Annotated in this window: 16 protein-coding genes and 1 pseudogene; 4 read left to right on the top strand and 13 right to left on the bottom strand. The window is 72.7% G+C overall.

What is annotated here, in order from left to right; translation table 11 throughout:
- Positions 1-32 precede the first annotated feature (32 nt).
- Together DN069_RS24410 and DN069_RS24405 are read right to left on the bottom strand one after the other, a co-directional pair.
- Positions 33-599: a tRNA adenosine deaminase-associated protein gene (locus DN069_RS24410; protein ID WP_111504283.1), complete on the bottom strand. Its 567-nt coding sequence runs from the start codon at positions 597-599 to the stop codon at positions 33-35.
- Between the two features lie 219 nt (positions 600-818).
- Positions 819-1,064, bottom strand: a complete 246-nt coding sequence (locus tag DN069_RS24405) for a hypothetical protein (protein WP_111504281.1) — start codon at positions 1,062-1,064, stop codon at positions 819-821.
- Positions 1,065-1,196: 132 nt separating this feature from the next.
- Between DN069_RS24405 and upp the strand changes: the two genes are divergently transcribed.
- Positions 1,197-1,835, top strand: coding sequence for a uracil phosphoribosyltransferase (gene upp, locus DN069_RS24400; protein ID WP_111504279.1), 639 nt, complete (start codon positions 1,197-1,199; stop codon positions 1,833-1,835).
- Between the two features lie 34 nt (positions 1,836-1,869).
- Here the strand turns inward: upp and DN069_RS24395 are convergent, their stop codons facing one another.
- The 3 genes from DN069_RS24395 to DN069_RS24385 form a co-directional block, all read right to left on the bottom strand.
- Positions 1,870-2,595, bottom strand: coding sequence for a LytR C-terminal domain-containing protein (locus DN069_RS24395; RefSeq protein WP_243639674.1), 726 nt, complete (start codon positions 2,593-2,595; stop codon positions 1,870-1,872).
- Between the two features lie 174 nt (positions 2,596-2,769).
- Positions 2,770-3,066 (bottom strand): type II toxin-antitoxin system VapB family antitoxin, encoded by a 297-nt coding sequence (locus DN069_RS24390; RefSeq protein WP_042369700.1) that lies wholly within the window; start codon positions 3,064-3,066, stop codon positions 2,770-2,772.
- A 75-nt stretch (positions 3,067-3,141) separates the two neighbouring features.
- On the bottom strand, positions 3,142-3,348 hold the full coding sequence (locus DN069_RS24385) for a hypothetical protein (RefSeq protein WP_111504275.1): 207 nt from the start codon (positions 3,346-3,348) through the stop codon (positions 3,142-3,144).
- Positions 3,349-3,488: 140 nt separating this feature from the next.
- Between DN069_RS24385 and DN069_RS24380 the strand changes: the two genes are divergently transcribed.
- The 3 genes from DN069_RS24380 (at position 3,489) to DN069_RS24370 (ending at position 10,026) form a co-directional block, all read left to right on the top strand.
- Positions 3,489-4,892 (top strand): MFS transporter, encoded by a 1,404-nt coding sequence (locus DN069_RS24380; RefSeq protein WP_243639671.1) that lies wholly within the window; start codon positions 3,489-3,491, stop codon positions 4,890-4,892.
- 173 nt (positions 4,893-5,065) lie between these two features.
- Complete coding sequence (locus tag DN069_RS24375; RefSeq protein ID WP_111504273.1) at positions 5,066-8,056, top strand: S53 family peptidase; 2,991 nt, start codon at positions 5,066-5,068, stop codon at positions 8,054-8,056.
- Positions 8,057-8,172: 116 nt separating this feature from the next.
- Complete coding sequence (locus tag DN069_RS24370) at positions 8,173-10,026, top strand: S9 family peptidase (RefSeq protein ID WP_111504271.1); 1,854 nt, start codon at positions 8,173-8,175, stop codon at positions 10,024-10,026.
- 12 nt (positions 10,027-10,038) lie between these two features.
- Here the strand turns inward: DN069_RS24370 and DN069_RS24365 are convergent, their stop codons facing one another.
- The 8 genes and pseudogenes from DN069_RS24365 to DN069_RS24330 all read right to left on the bottom strand — a co-directional run bounded on the left by DN069_RS24365 (position 10,039) and on the right by DN069_RS24330 (position 17,677).
- Complete coding sequence (locus tag DN069_RS24365; protein WP_111504269.1) at positions 10,039-10,833, bottom strand: SURF1 family protein; 795 nt, start codon at positions 10,831-10,833, stop codon at positions 10,039-10,041.
- A 69-nt stretch (positions 10,834-10,902) separates the two neighbouring features.
- Complete coding sequence (locus DN069_RS24360) at positions 10,903-12,183, bottom strand: hypothetical protein (RefSeq protein WP_133260033.1); 1,281 nt, start codon at positions 12,181-12,183, stop codon at positions 10,903-10,905.
- Positions 12,184-12,416: 233 nt separating this feature from the next.
- A pseudogene (locus DN069_RS24355) lies at positions 12,417-12,992 on the bottom strand (SigE family RNA polymerase sigma factor); the annotation flags it as partial.
- Between the two features lie 157 nt (positions 12,993-13,149).
- The gene (locus DN069_RS24350) at positions 13,150-14,295 is read right to left on the bottom strand and encodes an aspartate-semialdehyde dehydrogenase (RefSeq protein ID WP_111504263.1); all 1,146 of its coding nucleotides are present in this window, start codon (positions 14,293-14,295) and stop codon (positions 13,150-13,152) included.
- The gene (locus DN069_RS24345) at positions 14,292-15,578 is read right to left on the bottom strand and encodes an aspartate kinase (RefSeq protein WP_111504261.1); all 1,287 of its coding nucleotides are present in this window, start codon (positions 15,576-15,578) and stop codon (positions 14,292-14,294) included. Before DN069_RS24345 ends, DN069_RS24350 begins: the two co-directional genes overlap by 4 nt.
- 308 nt (positions 15,579-15,886) lie before the next feature.
- Positions 15,887-16,576 (bottom strand): DUF5063 domain-containing protein, encoded by a 690-nt coding sequence (locus DN069_RS24340; RefSeq protein WP_111504259.1) that lies wholly within the window; start codon positions 16,574-16,576, stop codon positions 15,887-15,889.
- Entirely contained in the window at positions 16,569-17,168 is a 600-nt protein-coding gene (gene recR / locus DN069_RS24335; RefSeq protein WP_111504257.1) for a recombination mediator RecR, read from the bottom strand. The genes DN069_RS24340 and recR overlap by 8 nt, the downstream gene beginning before the upstream one ends.
- A 167-nt stretch (positions 17,169-17,335) precedes the next feature.
- Positions 17,336-17,677, bottom strand: coding sequence for a YbaB/EbfC family nucleoid-associated protein (locus tag DN069_RS24330; protein ID WP_111504255.1), 342 nt, complete (start codon positions 17,675-17,677; stop codon positions 17,336-17,338).
- Positions 17,678-18,016 lie beyond the last annotated feature (339 nt).

Here is an 18,016-nt window from a genome sequence, read left to right as displayed (position 1 = left end):
CCAGTCTGACCGAACCCCGAACCTGGTCCGTCCTACCGGACCGCCTCCAGGACCTCGCCGCAGCCGAGCGACTCCGCGATCTCGCTCAGCGCGTCGCCGGGGACGGAGCCCTCGGCGGCCAGGTCCATCAGTTCCTTGGCGCCGAAACCGAACTCGATCAGCAGCCCGGCGTCGCCCAGCGGGCCCGACGGGATGCCGTGCTCGTCGTCGCCGTCGGAGCCGTCCTCGTCGTCCGCCGCGTCGGCGGAGTCCTCGGCGTCCTCCTCGTCCAGCTCGGCGACGAGGTGATCAAGATCACCGAGCTCGTCGTCACCCTCGCGGCCCAGCAGCTCGTCGGTGAGCACCAGCTCGCCGTAGGAGCTGCGGGAGGCCGCGGCCGCGTCGGAGACGAAGACGCGCGGGTCGTCCTCCCCGTCCACGCGGACGACGGCGAACCAGGCGTCCTCCTGTTCGATGAAGACGAGGACGGTCTCCTCGTCCTCTGCGGCCTCGCGCGCCAGGTCGGCCAGGTCGGCGAGGGTTTCGACGTCGTCGAGATCGGTCTCGCTCACGTCCCACCCGTCCTCGGTGCGAGCGAGCAATGCAGCGAAGTACGCCACCAGCGACTCTCCCAGGTCTTCGGCCGTCAGGACCGGTCGGTGCGGTCCAGGGCCTCCACCGATGGACGCCCCATCGGCATCGTGACAGAAAGCAGTGCACTCCGGGGAGTGTTCCGGCGCGCGTCTTCCCAGCTCGTGTTGAGGAGTTGGCGAGATCGACAACTCCCGGGACCGGCCTGCGGCGGATCTTTGGGCGGTTCCGTGGCGATCCGCAGCCGGTCAGAAGCGGAAGGTGCGCATCCGTGCGGCCTGGCGCAGCCGCAAGGCCTTGGTGCGGCGTGGCTGGACCCGCTCGCGCAGCGCACGGGCCTCCGCGAGCTCGCGGAGGAAGACGGCACGGCGGCGACGACGCTCGGCGGGATCCTCGGTCAGGTCCGCGTCGGGTCCGTCGGCGGAGCCCTCGGCGGGGCTCGTCGCGGCGGGTTCGTCGTCGGCGCGCTGGGTGCGCCGCTTCGGCTTCGGCATTCGGCGGTCACCCCTGGGGGTCGCGTGTCCGGGTCGCGTGTCCGTTCCCCCACTCTCCCTCTCGCCCGCGCGGGGCACCAGTGGGCCGCACGATTGGGGTTGGGGCCGGTTTCGCTCGGTTAATGTCGTCCCATGCGGATTCATGTCCTGGACCACCCCCTGGTCGCTCACAAGCTGACCACCCTGCGTGACGAGCGCACCGACTCCCCGACCTTCCGTCGCCTGACGGACGAGCTGGTGACGCTCCTGGCCTACGAGGCCACCCGGGACGTGCGGACCGAGCAGGTGGAGATCACCACCCCGGTCGCGGTCACCACAGGCGTCAAGCTCAGCTACCCGCGTCCGCTGGTGGTGCCGATCCTGCGCGCCGGCCTCGGCATGCTGGACGGCATGACCCGGCTGCTGCCGACCGCCGAGGTCGGCTTCCTCGGCATGGTCCGCAACGAGCAGACGCTGGAGGCGTCCACCTACGCCACCCGGATGCCGGAGGACCTGTCCGGTCGCCAGGTCTACGTGCTCGACCCGATGCTCGCCACCGGCGGCACCCTGGTCGCCGCGATCCGCCTGCTGATCGAGCGCGGCGCGACCGATGTCACCGCGATCTGCCTGCTGGCCGCGCCCGAGGGCGTCGCGGTGCTGGAGAAGGAGCTGGCCGGGATGCCGGTCACCATCGTCACCGCCGCGGTGGACGACCACCTGAACGAGCACGGCTACATCGTCCCGGGCCTCGGCGACGCGGGCGACCGCCTCTACGGCACCGCCGGGGACTGAAAACGGCTCCGTCCCCGGCGGTCCTGCGGGTGCGTCAGCAGTGCGCGCCGGCCACCGGGGAGGGGGACACGGCCAGAGCCAGCGCCTGCGCGGCCTGCGCCGGGCTCTGCAGCGCGCTGAAGCCGTTGCCGATCACCAAGTCGACGCTGCCGTCGGTGCGGGTGTCGTTGGTGGCCGTGGAGCCGGTGACCTCCGAGCCGACCAGCTGCATCGCCGCCTTGCTGGCGATCGCGCCCATGACCTGCGCGGTGCCGGTGACCTTGCCCTCCAGCGGCGCCGGGGCGTTGGCGATCTTGCCGATCTTGAAGCCGCGCTGGGCCAGCAGCTTCGCCGTCTGACCGGCCAGGCCGGGGTGGTTGGTGGCGTTGTAGACGTTCACCGTGAAGGTGGACGGCTGCGGTACGCCGGCCGGCAGCGGCGGCAGGCTCGCACCGGCGGACGCGCCCGCCGACGCGGACGCCGAGGCGCCGGGAGCGGCCGAGCCGGAGGCCGAGGCGTGCGGGCTCGCGGAGGACTTCGCCGCGTCACCGGCCGCGGCGGTGGCCGGGCGGACGCAGTGGCCGGCGGCGGCGACCGGCTTCTTCTTCGAGCCGAAGACGCTCACCAGTTGCACGGTGCCCCAGCCGATCAGCGCCAGCGCGACGACGGCGCCGAGCACCTGGAAGACCCGACGGCGTTTCTGTCCTGGGCGGGCCAGACGCGGATACGCCTTGCCGCTGATGCGGTACTGCTTTCCCTTGAGGCCGGGGGGAGTCAGCATGCTCACCGCGGGTTGCCCCCTTGTGCGCTGGGCGGCCGCCGCCTGACGGAAAGTCCTGTACGCCGGAGTACAGCGCCGAAGGACGGCCATGGTTCGGGTGTCGTTGCTCACAGTAGCGCCGACGACCAGCTGCGCGCCCCTCCAGGCGTACTAACGGATGATCAGTGAACCCGTTCAGTCCAGTTCGAGGACGCGCGCGTGCAGCACCTGGCGCTGCTGGAGCGCGGCACGGACCGCGCGGTGCAGGCCGTCCTCGAGGTAGAGGTCGCCCTGCCACTTCACCACGTGGGCGAAGAGGTCCCCGTAGAAGGTCGAGTCCTCGGCGAGCAGGGTCTCCAGGTCGAGCTGGCCCTTGGTCGTCACGAGCTGATCGAGGCGGACCGGGCGCGGCGCGACGTCCGCCCACTCACGGGTGCTGACCCGGCCGTGGTCGGGATACGGCCGCCCGTTTCCGATTCGCTTGAAGATCACACGGAGAGCCTACCGTGTATGGCTGGGCGACGTGCCGATCCGGCCGGGTGCGGAGCGCTTTGTCCGGCCTTGGGGTCAGGCTCCGGCGGCGGAGACCGGGGATCGGGTCGGGTCGCTCGAAATCACGTTCGTGGGGGTAGTCGTGACCCGGCTCGTGGATGCGCCCCGCGCGTGCTCCGCGGCGTGCGCCGAGCTCGGCAGCAGGGTGGTGCCGAGGGTGAACCCGGCCGTGAGGGCGACGGCGGCGACGGTCAGGGCGTGGGCGCGGGTGCGGGGCTCCATGCCGTCAAGGCTCCCGCGCGGACCTATGGGTTCCGTGCACCGCGAGTCACAGCTTCGCTACGCCCCCGCGCGGTCTTGATCATCGTTGACCGACATGCTCCCCTTCCGATTATGTCGGTGGCAGAGATAAACTGGGCCACGTGACCCTCAGCGACGCCCCGATACCCCGCGGCCGGGACCTCCTCACGACGGAGCGGCCCCGGCCCGACGCGATCCGCCGGCGCAGCTGGGCGTGGCGGCTCGCCGTGGCGACGGTGTGCTTCGGCGCGTTCATGGGTCAGCTCGACGCAAGCATCGTGACACTCACCTACCAGGCGCTCGGCCGGGGCTTCCACGCCTCGCCCGCCGCCGTCGAGTGGGTCTCGCTCGCCTACCTGCTGACCCTGGTCGCGCTGCTCGTCCCGGTCGGGCGGTTCTCCGACGCGCACGGGCGCAAGCTGATGTACCTCTACGGCTTCGGCGTCTTCACCGTCGCCTCCGCGGCCTGCGGGCTCGCGCCGGGCCTGGCCGTGCTGGTCGTGTTCCGGGTGGTGCAGGCGCTGGGCGCCGCGCTGATGCAGGCCAACAGCGTCGCGCTGGTGACCACCTCCGCCCCCGCGGGCCGGATGCGGACCGCGCTCGGGATGCAGGCCGCCGGCCAGGCCGTCGGGCTCGCGCTCGGGCCGACCGTCGGCGGGGCGATCGTGGCGACACTGGGCTGGCGCTGGGTCTTCCTGGTCAACGTCCCCGTCGGGCTGATCTCGCTCGTCGCCGGGCACTACCTGCTGCCGCGCACCCGGCGCCGCTGCGCCGGCCGCGCTGTGGACCCGCGCGACGTCGCGCTGCTGGCGCTGACCACGACGGGACTGCTGCTCGCGCTCTCGGTCCTCTCCGGGCTCGGCTGGCCGCTGTGGACGGCGGCCGTGCTCGCCGTGGTCTGCGTCGTCGCCGGGTGGACGCTGATGCGCCGTCAGGCCGAGGCGAGCCGGCCGCTGCTCGACCCGCGGCTGCTGCGCTCGCACGGGCGCGGGCTGCTGGCGGGGATGAGCGGCTACCTGGTGCTGTTCGGGCCGCTGGTGCTGGTACCGGTGGTGCTCACCCGCCAGGGCGTGGGGCTGGTGACCTCGGGCCTGGTGCTGACCGCGCTGCCGCTCGGCTTCGCGCTCGCCGCCACGACCGCGGACCGGCTGCTCCCGGCCTCTCTCTCCGACCGCGCACGGGCCGGCGCCGGATCCCTGCTCTGTCTGCTCGCGCTCGCGCTGATGCTGGTGCTGCCGCTCAGTGTGACGGCACTGCCGTTCGTCCTCGGTCTGCTGGGCTGCGGGCTGGGTGTTTTCACCCCGGCCAACAACACGATGGTGATGCGCGCATTTCCGACCGAATCGGCCGGAACGGGCGGCGGAATGGTCAATATGGGCCGCGGCCTCGGCACCGCGCTGGGCGTCGCCGCGGTGACGCTGATCCTGCAGCTCGGACCGGGCATTTCGGGCGAACGGGCGGTCGTCGGGGCCCTGCTGGCCTGCGTGCTGCTGATGGTTCCGGGCCGCCGGGCTTCGTTGTCGTAACGTTCGCGTCCAAGCCGGGCACCCCCCGTTTTCGCTGTTGATCGAAGCTGATAGAAAGACTCCCTATTTCACTGTTCGGGGAGTCGTCGGACCGCCTCTCAGGCGCTCCGCCATGCCGCCGCGTCCCGCCCTGTCCGGTCGACGCGGCGTCACCATGTCTTAGGAGATCCAGCATGGCCAGAAGGGCCAAACGGGTCGGGCTCATATCCGCAGGCCTGGCCGCGGCCGTGTGCGTCACCGGCAGCCTCGCCTACGCGTCCGCGTCCGCCGGTGGCGGCGACGCCACGGCGGGCGCGTCCCCGACGCGTGTGGGCACCGCCCCGCACCTGCCCGCGAGCGCGCACACCACCGGCAGCGCCCCCGCCGGGCAGCAGCTCCAGCTCGGCGTCAACCTGCAGCCCCGTGACCCGCAGGCGCTGAAGGCCTTCATCCAGGCCGTCACCACGCCCGGCAGTCCGCTCTACCACCACTACCTGGCCAAGGGTCAGTTCGGCCGCGAGTTCGGCCCGACCCAGGCCACGATCGACCAGGTCAGCGCCGCGCTGCGGGCCCAAGGCCTCACCCCCGGTCACGTCAGCCCGGACGGACTGACCATCCCGGTGGCCGCGACCGTGGCGCAGGCGTCGAAAGCGTTCGGCACCGGGATCAACTCGGTCAAGCTGGCCGACGGCCGCACCACCGTCGCCAACACCCAGGCGCCCCTGCTCCCCGCGGTCATCGCTCCGGTCGTCTCCGGTGTGACCGGTCTGGCCGACCTCGCCCCCGCCGCCTCGCACGTCCGCAACAGCGGCAAGCACGGCAAGGCCAAGCCGATCGCCCGCACCAGCGCCCCGCGACTGACGACGGCGCACGCGACCGGTCTGGCGAGCTGCCCGAGCATCGGCTCCAGCCTCGCGACCAACGGGATGGTCGACACCCGGAACTACTACAGCCCCGCCCAGCTGGCCTCCGCCTACGGGCTGAGCACCTCGGCGACCGCGGGCGCCGGCCAGACCATCGCGGTCATGGAGCTGGAGTCGGTCGACTCCACCAGCATCGCGACGTACCAGAGCTGCATGGGCACCAACGTGCCCTTCTCGATCGTCCCGGTGGGCAACACCTCCGGCAACACCCCGCCGAACAACTCCACGGTCGGTGTGGAGTCGGTGCTCGACATCGAGAACATCATGGGGCTGGCCCCCGGCGCCGCCGGGGTCGTCGACTACGAGGGTCAGGACGGCAGCAACTCCTCGCTGCCGCAGAACCAACTCGACGTCTACCAGCAGATGGTGACCGACGACAAGGCCCAGGTCCTGTCGACCAGCTGGGGCCTGTGCGAGGGCTACACCCCGGACGCGTTCCGCAACGCCGAGGCCAACATCTTCGCCGAGGCCGCCGCCCAGGGGCAGACCGTCGTGGCCGCGGCCGGCGACTCCGGCTCCTCGGACTGCTACGGCGCCGACGGCTCCACCACGAGCCTCGGCGTGGACGACCCGGCCAGCCAGCCCTACGTCACCGGCGTCGGCGGCACCTGGATGAACGGCTCCGGCAGCTTGCTCGCGCAGCGGGTGTGGAACAACACCACCGACGGCCACAACCAGGTCGCCGGCGGTGGCGGCGGCGCGTCCAGCAAGTGGCCCGCGCCCGCCTTCCAGGGCGGCATCACCGGCCAGGGCACCCGCAGCGTCCCGGACGTCTCCGCGGTCGCCGACCCGTACTCCGGCTACCTGCTGGTCCTCGGCAGCCAGTCCAACCCGACCTGGAAGATCGTCGGCGGCACCAGCGGCGCCGCGCCGCTGTGGGCCGCGCTCGTCGCCCAGGCCAACACCAGCGCGGGCTGCCAGACCAACGGCCAGGTCGGCTACCTCAACCCGTCGCTGTACGACGCCGCCCGGGCCAACTACGGCGGCGCGTACTACGACATCCGCACCGGTGACAACGGCCTGCGCAACCTCGGGCAGACGTCCTACGGCGCCTACCCGAACTACGACCTCGCCTCCGGTCTCGGCACGCCGAAGCTCAGCGGCCTGGTCAACTCGCTGTGCGGCGCCAAGGGAACCGCGGCCACCGGCCCCGGCACCTACCACACGCTGACCGCGCCGACCCGGTTTCTCAACACCTACACCGGCTACGGCCAGGGCGTCAGCGGCACCAGCACCAGCCGTCCGCTGCCCGCCTACGGCACCCAGCCGGTGAGGATCACCGGCCAGCACGGCGTGCCCAGCAGCGGTGTCACCTCCGTCGTGCTCGACGTGACCATCGCGTCGCTGAGCGGCGGCGGTCAGCTGACCGTCTACCCGGACCGCGCCGCCAAGCCCGGTACCCCGCAGCTGTCCTGGCCCGGCGCCAACCGTCGGATCAGCGTGCAGGTCACCGTGCCGGTGCCCGCCGACGGTGTCGTCGACCTGTACTCCAACGCGACGGTCCACATGACCGTCGACGTGATGGGCTACTACTCCGGCGCCACCGGCGGCGCGAAGCTCAGCGTCCTCCCGACCGCGAGCCGCGTGCTCGACACCCGCAACGCGGTGGGCGTCGGCACCAAGACGATCGTCACCAACAACACGGTGACCTTCCAGGTCGCGGGCCGCGGCGGGGTGCCCGCCACCGGCGTCTCGGCGGTCATGCTGAACCTCGGCTCGGTCAACTCCACCGGCGCGGGCTACTTCACCGCCTACGCGGGCGGCGCCTCCCGGCCGGGCACGACCAACCTGTCGTGGATGAGCGGCGGTCCCTACGTGGCGAACACGGCGGTCGTCCCGGTCTCCGCCAACGGCACGGTCAGCATCTACGTCACCGGCACCAGCCACGTCGTCGCCGACGTGCAGGGCTACTACGGCAGCGGTGCGGCCGCGCAGTTCACGCCCGTCACGTCGACCCGCCTGCTGAACAGCCAGGTCGCTGCCGGCAGCACCACCCCGGTCCCGGTGACCGGCCACGCCGGCATCCCAGCGGGCGCCGAGTACGCGCTGGTCTCGCTCACCTCGGCCTCGGCCTCCGCCTCGGGCTCCGGCCTCGCCTACGCGACCGGCGGCAGCCACGCCTGGATGGCCGACTGGTACTGGCTGACCGGGCAGACCACCTCCAACGAGGCGCTGGTCCCGCTCAACAGCAACGGCCAGCTGAGCGTCTACAGCTCCACCGGCACCCGGCTCCAGGTCGACGTGCAGGGCTACTTCAGCTGAGTCCGCCTCACCCACCCACCGCCCCGTCGACCGGACCACTCCGGACGGCGGGGCGGTTCCGTTGTGCTCGCAAGGCCGACTGCCGGGCTGTCGGCGGCGTGACCGATGATGGTCCCATGACCAGCCAGCCAAGCGAGACGACGCGGCAGCAGACCGAGACCCTGACCGAGGTCTTCGACGCCCTCCCCGCCTGGGAACGGCGCTTCCGCGCCGCCCGGGTCAGCCTGCCCGAGTGGGCCGAGGACGCACCGGACCGGTCCCTGTTCGTCTCCAACGCGACCGGCACGTACGAGATCTACGCCTGGGACCGCGCCAGCGGTGGCCGACGCCGGGTCACCGACCGCCCCAACGGCACCACGGAGGGGACGCTCACCCCCGACGGCGAGTGGATCTGGTGGTTCGACGACACCGACGGCGACGAGTTCGGCGTCTGGCGGCGCCAGTCCTTCGCGGGCGACGGTGACGGCGCCGACCCCGAGGCGGTGCCCGGGCTCGCGCCCTCCTATCCCGCCGGGCTGGCCCTCGGCCGCCACGGCGAGGCCGTCGTCGGCCGCTCCACCGACGAGGACGGCTCCACGCTGCACCTGGTCCGCCCCGGTCTGGGCGAGCCGTTGGAGATCTACCGCCACCGCGAGTCGGCCGGCGTCGGCGACCTCTCCCACGACGGCACCCTGATCGCGGTCGACCACACCGAGCACGGCGACGCCATGCACAGCGCGCTGCGCGTGCTCCGGGTCGACGGCGACGTCGTCAGCGCCGTCGCCGAGCTCGACGACGCGACCGGACGGGAGGAGCCGCTCGGCCTCTCCTGCCTCGGCTTCGCGCCGCTGGCCGGCGACACCCGGATGCTCGTCGCGCACCAGCGGCGCGGCCGCTGGGAGCCGCTGATCTGGGACACCGCGACCGGCACCGAGCACGAGATCGTGCTCGACCTGCCCGGCGACGTCACCGCCGAGTGGTACCCGGACGCCACGGCGCTGCTCATCGAGCACGGCTTCCGCGCGCGCAGCGAGCTCTACCGCTACGACCTGGAGAGCGGCCAGCTCAGCCGCCTCGACACCCCGACCGGCACCGTCTCCGGCGCCTCCGCGCGGCCCGACGGCAGCGTCGAGTTCCTCTGGTCCTCCGCCGAGCAGCCGCCGGCCGTCCGCTCCACCTCCGGTGCGGTCGTGCTCGCCGCACCCGGCCCGCAGGCGCCGCCGTCCGTCCCGGTCGAGGACGTCTGGGTCGAGGGCCCCGGCGGCGTCGTCCACGCCCTCGTCCAGCGCCCCGCGGACGCGGGCGACGGCCCGCTGCCGTGCGTCTTCGACATCCACGGCGGCCCCACCTGGCACGACTCCGACTCCTTCGCCGCGGGCCCCGCCGCCTGGGTCGACCACGGCTTCGCCGTCGTCCGGGTCAACTACCGCGGCTCGACCGGCTACGGCCGCGCCTGGACGGACGCGCTGCGGCACCGCGTCGGCCTGATCGAGCTGGAGGACATCGCCGCCGTGCGGGACTGGGCGGTCGCCAGCGGCCTCGCCGACCCCGAGCGGATCGTGCTCTCCGGCGGCTCCTGGGGCGGCTACCTGACCCTGCTCGGCCTCGGCACCCAGCCGGACTCCTGGGCGCTCGGCCTGGCGGCGGTCCCGGTCGCGGACTACGTGACGGCCTATCACGACGAGATGGAGGCCCTGAAGGCGATGGACCGCACCCTCGTCGGCGGCACGCCGGAGGAGGTCCCCGACCGCTACGCGGCCTCGTCGCCGCTGACGTACGTGGAGTCGCTCGCGGCCTCGGTCTACATCAGCGCGGGCGTCAACGACCCCCGCTGCCCGATCCGCCAGATCGACAACTACGTCGGCGAGCTGGCCCGCCTGGGCAAGGCCCACGAGGTCTACCGCTACGACGCCGGCCACGGCTCGCTGGTGGTGGAGGAGCGGATCAAGCAGCTGCGCCTGGAACTGGACTTCGTCTCCCGCCACCTCTGACCGGCGCCGCCCTCAGGCTTCGAGACCCAGCTCCCGGTCGCGCTGGGTCTCGACCTCACGGCGGACGAAGCGGAACCACATGAAGACCACGAACCCGGCGAAGACGAACCACTGCCCCACGTAGCCCAGGTTCTGGATCGCCTGCAGGCTCATCCCGCCGCCTGAGGAGTCCGCGGCCGAGGCGGCGGTGTAGGGCACGGGGGTCAGGCCGGAGGTGCCGAGGGTGCCGGGGTCGAGCGAGGCGTAGCCGTTCCAGACGCTGTACGGCAGGGCGTTGACCAGGGTGACCGGTGAGATCATTCCGAGCTGGCCGCTCGGGAGGGTGCCGGAGGAGATCGCGCCCGGGGTGTCGGGCGTCTCCGCCGCGCGCAGGCGCGCGGTCACGGCGACGTCGCCCCCCGGCGGTGCCGGCACGGTGGCCGGGGCACCCGGCAGCCAGCCGCGGACCACGGCGAGGTAGGTGCCGCTGCCGTCGAGCCGCAGCGGGGTGACGACCAGGCTGCCGGTCCGGCCGTTCAGCGTGCGCTGCGGCACGAGCAGCTGGTGCTTCGCGTCGTAGCTGCCGGAGAAGGAGACGCGGCGTCCGTCGTCGTTGTTGACGCCGTCCTTGTCGGCCCCGCCGAGCAGCTGCGCGAGCGAGGTCGGCGCGGCGTCGGTGGAGGCGTGCGCCGCCTGCTGCTTCTGGGCGTGACTGTGCAGCTCGAAGCGGCTCAGCTGCCACAGCCCGAGGATGATGCAGACCGGGACGGCGACCAGCGCCAGCAGGTGCAGTGCCAGCCAGCGCGGGGTCAAAAGGGTCCGGTACACCCCACCACGGTAACCAAACCCTCCCCGCACCCCACCGCCGGGCCCACCACCGGCCTTCGTCCGGGGCGGTCAGTGCGAAGCGGCCGGGAGCGGGTCCGTGCGGTAGATGGTGCCGCCGCAGGCGTTGGGGAGGGTGGTGGTGGCGGCCGGACTGCCGCCCGAGGCCGGGACGGTGGCGAGCTGGACGCTCGGGGAGCCCGGGGTGGTCGGGTTGCCGGTGCCGCCCGTGCCGCCGGAGGTGCCCGAGCCGCCGGAGGAGCCGGGTGACGCGCTCGGGGAGCCGGGCGAGCCGCCGGTGGAGCCGTCGTTGGTCCCGGCGGTCGCCGCCGTCCCGCTGGTGCTGCCGGTGGAGCTGGCGCCGGGCGAGGCCGTGGTCGCGCTGGCGGTGCCGGTCGGGCCGGCCGAGCTGCCGCTCGGGCACGCGCCGGGGACGTAGGCGAAGTCGACCACGTACGTCTGGCCGGGGCCGAGCTCCACGGGCGGGTGCGTCGGGTCGGGCGTGGGCAGCGCGGCGGCCGGGTCACCGGCCGTGTGCGGGGTGACCGTGAAGCGCGAGGCCTGCGTACCGACGGGCGACTGCACGTCGATCGCGCCCGAGCCGCTGACCTTGCACGGCGAGGACGAGACGTTGCTGATCGCGAACGAGCCGTAGACGATGCCCGAGGCGTCCGCCGGGGCGACCCCCGCCGCGCCGTTGCCGAGCTGGCCGCGGCTGCACTCGGCGAGCGCGCCGGTGCCGAGGGCGTGCGTGGGGCCCGCGGCGAGCGTGGTCAGGCCGCCGGAGGGCAGCGGGAACAGCACCGTGCCGGGCTGGTGGGTGCGCCTCGCGTAGGCGGAGCTGTCCGCGGTCGCGTCGCCCGGGGAGGTGGGCGTGCTGGCCGTGCCGCCCTGGCCGTGGCCGGTCGCGGACGGGTGGGCACCGGGCAGCAACTGGCCCGCGGGCCCCGTCTCGGCGCTGCTGGAGGCGTCGGGGCCGAGCGAGTGCAGGGCGGTGAGGCCGAACAGGGCGAGCGAGGCGGCGACGGCCGCGCCGCCGTAGGCGCGGCGACGCAGGGTTCGGCGCTGCGGCACGGCGCGGCGGAGCCGGGGGAGGGAGTCGGGGGCGGGGCGCACCCCGCCGACCGCCTGGTGCAGGCGTGCGCGCAGGGCCGCGCTCATCGGGTCCTCGTCGTCGCCGTCGGAGGTGAAGGTGGCGCCGACCGGACCGACCGCGCCGAGCGGGGCCGACTGCACCGGGATCGCGCCGTGCGCGGGCGCGGTGACCGATGGCACCTCGCGGCCGAAGGCAGCGGGCGGGTCGAGCCAGAGCGGCGGGGTGAGCGGCGGTTCGACGGGAAGCGGCGGCGTCATGGCGGCATCGGAACCGGCACCCGATCCCGGTCGCACCACGCGCAGGTAGCGCGAGCGCCGCTCCGCGCTCACCGCTGCCTCCCCTCTGTCCGTGACTCAGTGCGTGAGTCGGTCCGTGACGGTGTCCGCGCCTCGCTGGTCCGTGTCTCGCCGTTCCGTGCCTCGTTGCGTGACTCCGACGCGGCCGAGCCCGATCCGGTTCCGCCGGAATCGGCGTCGGGTGCGCCGCCGTCCATGGTGCTCCGCAGCGAGGCGAGCCCGCGCGAGCCGTAGGCCTTGACCGAGCCTACGGAAATCCCCAGCGTGTCCGCGACCTGAGCCTCCGTCATATCGGAGAAGTAGCGCAGCACCAGCACCTCGCGCTGACGCCGCTGCAGGCCCCGCAGGGCCACGATCAGCTCGTCGCGCTCCAGCGCGTCGTACGCGCCCTCCTCCGCGCTGGCCGCGTCCGGCATCGGCTTCTGCAGCAGGCGCAGGCCCATGATGCGGCGGCGCAGCGTCGAACGGGACAGGTTGACCACCGTCTGCCGCAGGTAGGCGAGCGTTTTGTCGGGATCGCGTAGCCGGCGCCGCGCGGAGTGGACCCGGATGAAGGCCTCCTGGACCACGTCCTCGCAGGAGGCGGTGTCGTCCAGCAGCAGTGCGGCCAGGCGCAGCAGTGAGGAGTAGTGGGCCTGGTACGTCTCGGTGAGGTGGTCGACGCTCGCGCCCACGGCGACGCTCGGCGCGGCCTGGGGGGCCTGACCGGCGGTCTGCGAGGCCGGCGCATGGGAACGGGACGTATCCGCCGCGGTGAAGGGTGCTGTCATGACGAGCACCGAGCTTGGTGGCACGCCAGTTGGACGCATGACCCGCCTCGAGGGTTGTACGTCACCTGGCCCCTCCGTGACACCGTGTTCAGGGGCACTACGGTACGGGCCCGCCCAGCAGCACGGAAGCCGAATCCGGCGTCTGCACCAACTCCCCTTAAACCTCTCCCGAATCCGTTCCGGCCGCTGCCGGGGGTTGCTCCGCGGCGACCAGTTCGGCGATCTGCACGCAGTTCAGGGCCGCGCCCTTGCGTAGATTGTCCCCGCACAGGAACAGCTCGAGACCACCGGGGTCGTCCAAGGAGCGCCGCACCCGGCCGACCCAGGTCGGGTCGGAGCCGACCACGTCCGCCGGGGTGGGGAACTCGCCCTTGTCCGGGTCGTCGTAGACGATCACGCCGGCCGATGAGTCGAGGATCTCGCGGACCCGGTGCACGTCCGGCTCGCGCTCGAACTCGGCGTGGACGGTCAGCGAGTGGCCGCTGACGACCGGCACGCGCAGGCAGGTCGCGGAGATCGGCAGCTCGGGCAGGCCGAGGATCTTGCGGGTCTCGTTGCGCAGACCCAGCTCCTCGCTCGACCAGCCGTCCTCGACGCTGTCCCCGGCCCAGGGCAGCAGGTTGTAGGCGAGCGGCGCCTCGAACGGGTCGTCGTCGTGCTCGGAGACGGCCCGGCGCAGGTCGCCGGTGCGGGTGCCGACGGTCGGGTCGCCCGCGACCTCCGCGGTCTGCCGGCGCAGCGCGTCGACGCCGATCCGGCCGCGCCCGGAGGCGGCCAGCGCGGCGGTGACCACCAGCCGGCTCAGCCCGAACTCGGCGTGCAGCGCGGCCAGCGCGACGGTCAGCACCAGCGTCGCGCAGCGTGGCGCGGCGATGATCCCGATCCGGCGCATCCGCGCCGCCGCCGGGTTGATCTCGGGGACCACCAGCGGCACGTCCCGGTGCAGCCGGAACGCGGCGGAGCCGTCCACCGCGACCGCGCCCGACGCGACGGCGAGCGGCGCCCACTCCAGCACGACGTCCTCGGGGGCCTCGAACAGCACGATGTCCGTGCCCTCGAAGCAGCCCGGCTCCAGGGCGCGGACGATCTCCGTCCGGCCCAGCACCGGCACCTCGGAGCCGACGCCCTCGGGCCCGGCGAAGAGCCGGACCTCGCCCCACACGTCCGCGCGGGTGGCGAGCAGCTCCACCAGCACCCGGCCCACGGCTCCGGTGGCTCCGACGACGGCCAGGGTGGGCCTGGCCGCCACCTGTCGCTTGGCCGACGCGGGTGTGACGGGGTGCTCGCCCCCCGGGAAGGTCATCGGCCGGTGCCGCCGTAGACGATGGCCTCGTCGGTCTCGCTGTCCAGACCGAACGCGGTGTGCACGGCCTGCACCGCGGCGTTCACGTCCTCGGAGCGGGTGACGACGGAGATGCGGATCTCGGAGGTGGAGATCAGCTCGATGTTGACGCCCGCGGCGGACAGCGCCTCGAAGAAGGTCGCGGTCACGCCCGGGTGCGAGCGCATGCCCGCGCCGACCAAGGAGATCTTGCCGACCGTGTCGTCGTAGCGCAGCGACTCGAAGCCGATCGACTCCTGGACCTTCTCCAGCGCCTCGATGGCCCTGCGGCCCTCGGTCTTGGGCGCGGTGAAGGAGATGTCGGTGCGGCCGGTGGTGGCGGCGGAGACGTTCTGCACCACCATGTCGATGTTGATCTCGGCGTCCGCCACGGCACGGAAGATGCGCGCGGCCTCGCCCGGCTTGTCGGGGACGCCGACGACCGTGACCTTCGCCTCGGAGGTGTCGTGGGCCACACCGGAGATGATGGCCTGCTCCATGTCGATCTCGCCCCCTTCGGGCTTGGTCAGCGGCTTGTTGGAGACCCAGGTGCCCGTCAGTCCGGAGAAGGACGAACGGACGTGGATGGGCATGTCGTAGCGGCGCGCGTACTCGACGCAGCGGGCCAGCAGCACCTTGGAGCCGGAGGACGCCAGCTCAAGCATGTCGTCGAAGGCGATCCAGTCGATCTTCTTGGCCTTCTTCACCACGCGCGGGTCGGCGGTGAAGACGCCGTCCACGTCGGTGTAGATCTCGCAGACCTCGGCCTTCAGCGCCGCCGCGAGGGCGACGGCGGTGGTGTCCGAGCCGCCGCGGCCGAGGGTGGTGATGTCCTTGGTGTCCTGGGAGACACCCTGGAAGCCGGCGACGATGGCGATATTGCCCTTGTCGAGCGCGGCCCGGATCCGACCCGGCGTCACGTCGATGATGCGCGCCTTGTTGTGGACGGCGTCGGTGATCACACCCGCCTGGCTGCCGGTGAAGGACTGCGCCTCGTGGCCCAGGTTTTTGATCGCCATCGCCAGCAGGGCCATGGAGATCCGCTCTCCGGCGGTCAGCAGCATGTCGAGCTCGCGGCCCGCAGGGAGGGGAGACACCTGCTCCGCGAGATCGATGAGCTCGTCCGTCGTGTCACCCATGGCGGACACCACGACGACGACCTCATGGCCGGCCGTCTTGGTGTCGACGATCCGTCGGGCGACCCGCTTGATGCCCTCGGCATCCGCTACGGATGAGCCGCCGTACTTCTGCACGACAAGGCCCACGTGCGCTCCTCGACTCTGGTGGTCCTGGCCTTCGGAGGTGTGGGTGTCCGGCAGGCCTGTGGTCGCTGGCCAGTCTAGCGATCGGCCTTGTCCCGGCGGGTGGCGTCCGAGGGACGAGACGGGCGTATCAGGATTTGATCATCGGTCGTCCGGGGACGGGAAGGGGGTGGACGGAAGATTTGCCGGAGCCGGTCGGCGCGGGGGGCGGATTTGCGGGCCGGACGGCGAGGGGCGCCCACCGTGTGTCCTTCGCCACATCCGGTGAACGCCCCTGCCGTCGTCCTGTGCCGCGTTGCCCCGAGGCCCGATCAGATGCCCAGCTCGGTGGCGAGCTCGGCGACCATCAGGTCGCCGGCCTGCTGCTCCAACTGCTCGTCGGTCAGCCCGTCGTGGTCGGTGTCGGTGCCGTCGACCGGCGCGGAGATCGGGCTGTCCATCCGCACGTGCGCCACCAGCGACTGCAGCGCGCGCAGCACGCTCGTCGCCGTCGAGCCCCAGTTGGCCAGGTAGGAGTACTGCCACCACCACAGCGCCTCGGAGATCCGGCCCTCGCGGTAGTGCGCCATGCCGTGCCGCAGCTCGGTGACCACCTCGGCCACGTCGTCCGAGATCCGGCACGGCAGCGGCTTGTCCGGCGGCCCGTACGGGTCGAAGACCTCGTGGTAGACGTCGATCGGCGCGAGCAGCTCGGCCAGCTGGCCGCGCATCTCGTCCTCGTCCGCGTCCGGACCGGTGTCGGCCTCGTAGCGGTCGTCGGGCACGATGTCCTCGATGGCGCCCAGACGGCCGCCGGTCAGCAGCAGCTGGGAGACCTCCAGCAGCAGCAGGCTGATCGCGCTGCCCGGCTCGTCGCCCTTGGCGATCTCCGGCACGGAGAGCAGGAAGCTCTGCACCGAGTCGGCGATCTGCACGGCGAACTCGTCCGGCGTGCCGTCGCCGTGCACACCGATGCTGGGCGCGTCGGGGGCTGCTTGGGTCGTGGTGGGCGTGTCAGACATCGAGAAGTCGTCTCCCTTCGAAGGCCCGGCCGAGGGTGACCTCGTCGGCGTACTCCAGGTCTCCCCCGACGGGCAGGCCGCTGGCCAGGCGGGTGACCTTCAGGCCCATCGGCTTGAGCAGCCGGGCCAGGTAGGTGGCGGTGGCCTCGCCCTCGAGGTTCGGGTCGGTGGCGAGGATCAGCTCGGTGACCGTGCCGTCCGCCAGCCGCTGCATCAGCTCGCGGATCCGCAGATCGTCCGGGCCGACGCCCTCGATCGGGCTGATCGCCCCACCGAGCACGTGGTAACGGCCGCGGAACTCGCGGGTGCGCTCGACCGCGACGACGTCCTTCGGCTCCTCGACGACGCAGATCAGGCTCGGATCGCGGCGCGCGTCCTGACAGACCCGGCACAGGTCCGCCTCGGAGACGTTGCCGCAGACGGTGCAGAACCGCACCTTCTCCTTGACCTCCGTCAGGGCGTGCGCCAGCCGGCGCACGTCCGTCGGATCGGCCTGCAGGATGTGGAAGGCGATCCGCTGCGCGCTCTTGGGCCCGACGCCGGGCAGCCTGCCCAACTCGTCGATGAGGTCCTGGACCACGCCCTCGTACACGCTGCGTTACCTGTCTCTCTGGTGTTCTCTGGTGCTCTGCGGTGTTCTGCGGTGGGTTTCTACCTATTCGGGCCCATCATCCTCCGGACGGGCGCGCAGTCACAGCTCCCCGACACACCCACTTACGCGTGGGGAGCCGTCCAGGTTCCGCGGCGGAACCGGCAGGGTCAGAACGGCAGGCCGGGGATGCCGCCCCCGCCGCCCAGGCCCTGGGCCAGCGGGCCGAGGCGCTCGGCCGCCAGGCGCTGCGCGCCGGCCGTCGCGTCGCGGACCGCGGCGAGGACCAGGTCCGAGAGGGTCTCGGTGTCCTCGGGGTCGACCGCCTTCGGGTCGATGACGAGGGCCCGCAGCTCACCGGCGCCGGTGACGGTGGCCTTGACCAGGCCGCCGCCGGAACTGCCCTCGATCTCGGCGGCGGCGAGCTCCGCCTGCGCCTGGGCGAGCTGCTGCTGCATCTGCTGTGCCTGCTGGAGCAGGGCCTGCATATCGGGCTGGCCGCCGGGGAACATGGGTGCTCCTGTCCTGCCTGTTCGTCGTGGCATTCGCGGAGCGGGTGCGCTCCTGGGGTGAGCCTACGTGCTGGGCGCGTCGGATCGCCGTCAGTTCGCCATCGGTGCGCGGGTTCTCGCGCGGGTTCGTGCGCGGGTCGTGCGCGGGTTCGTGCGTGGCGTCAGCGATCGTGCTGGGTCTCCTGGATCACCGTCGCGCCGAGCTCGCGGATGATCAGGTCGTGGCCGGAGACGGAGGTGGTGTCCTGCTCCGGGATGTCCTCCTCCGGGTCGAAAGGGGGCGGCGGCATGTCGTCGTCGTCCGGATCGTCGGCGAAGGCGCTGGGCGCGCTCGGCGCG

The sequence above is a fragment of the Streptacidiphilus pinicola genome (assembly GCF_003258295.1).
GTDB classification, from domain to species: Bacteria; Actinomycetota; Actinomycetes; order Streptomycetales; family Streptomycetaceae; genus Streptacidiphilus; species Streptacidiphilus pinicola.
Note: the sequence above shows the minus strand (reverse complement) of the source record. Positions and strands in the feature narration are given on the sequence as shown.

Bases quoted from the DNA above. Each gene is read 5' to 3' on its own strand.
- DN069_RS24395 (WP_243639674.1), bottom strand. From the start codon at position 2,595: ATGCTGACTCCCCCCGGCCTCAAGGGAAAGCAGTACCGCATCAGCGGC.
- DN069_RS24405 (WP_111504281.1), bottom strand. From the start codon at position 1,064: ATGCCGAAGCCGAAGCGGCGCACCCAGCGCGCCGACGACGAACCCGCC.
- DN069_RS24360 (WP_133260033.1), bottom strand. From the start codon at position 12,183: ATGACGCCGCCGCTTCCCGTCGAACCGCCGCTCACCCCGCCGCTCTGG.
- upp (WP_111504279.1), top strand. From the start codon at position 1,197: ATGCGGATTCATGTCCTGGACCACCCCCTGGTCGCTCACAAGCTGACC.
- DN069_RS24370 (WP_111504271.1), top strand. From the start codon at position 8,173: ATGACCAGCCAGCCAAGCGAGACGACGCGGCAGCAGACCGAGACCCTG.
- DN069_RS24385 (WP_111504275.1), bottom strand. From the start codon at position 3,348: ATGGAGCCCCGCACCCGCGCCCACGCCCTGACCGTCGCCGCCGTCGCC.
- DN069_RS24330 (WP_111504255.1), bottom strand. From the start codon at position 17,677: ATGTTCCCCGGCGGCCAGCCCGATATGCAGGCCCTGCTCCAGCAGGCA.
- DN069_RS24350 (WP_111504263.1), bottom strand. From the start codon at position 14,295: ATGACCTTCCCGGGGGGCGAGCACCCCGTCACACCCGCGTCGGCCAAG.
- DN069_RS24375 (WP_111504273.1), top strand. From the start codon at position 5,066: ATGGCCAGAAGGGCCAAACGGGTCGGGCTCATATCCGCAGGCCTGGCC.
- DN069_RS24340 (WP_111504259.1), bottom strand. From the start codon at position 16,576: ATGTCTGACACGCCCACCACGACCCAAGCAGCCCCCGACGCGCCCAGC.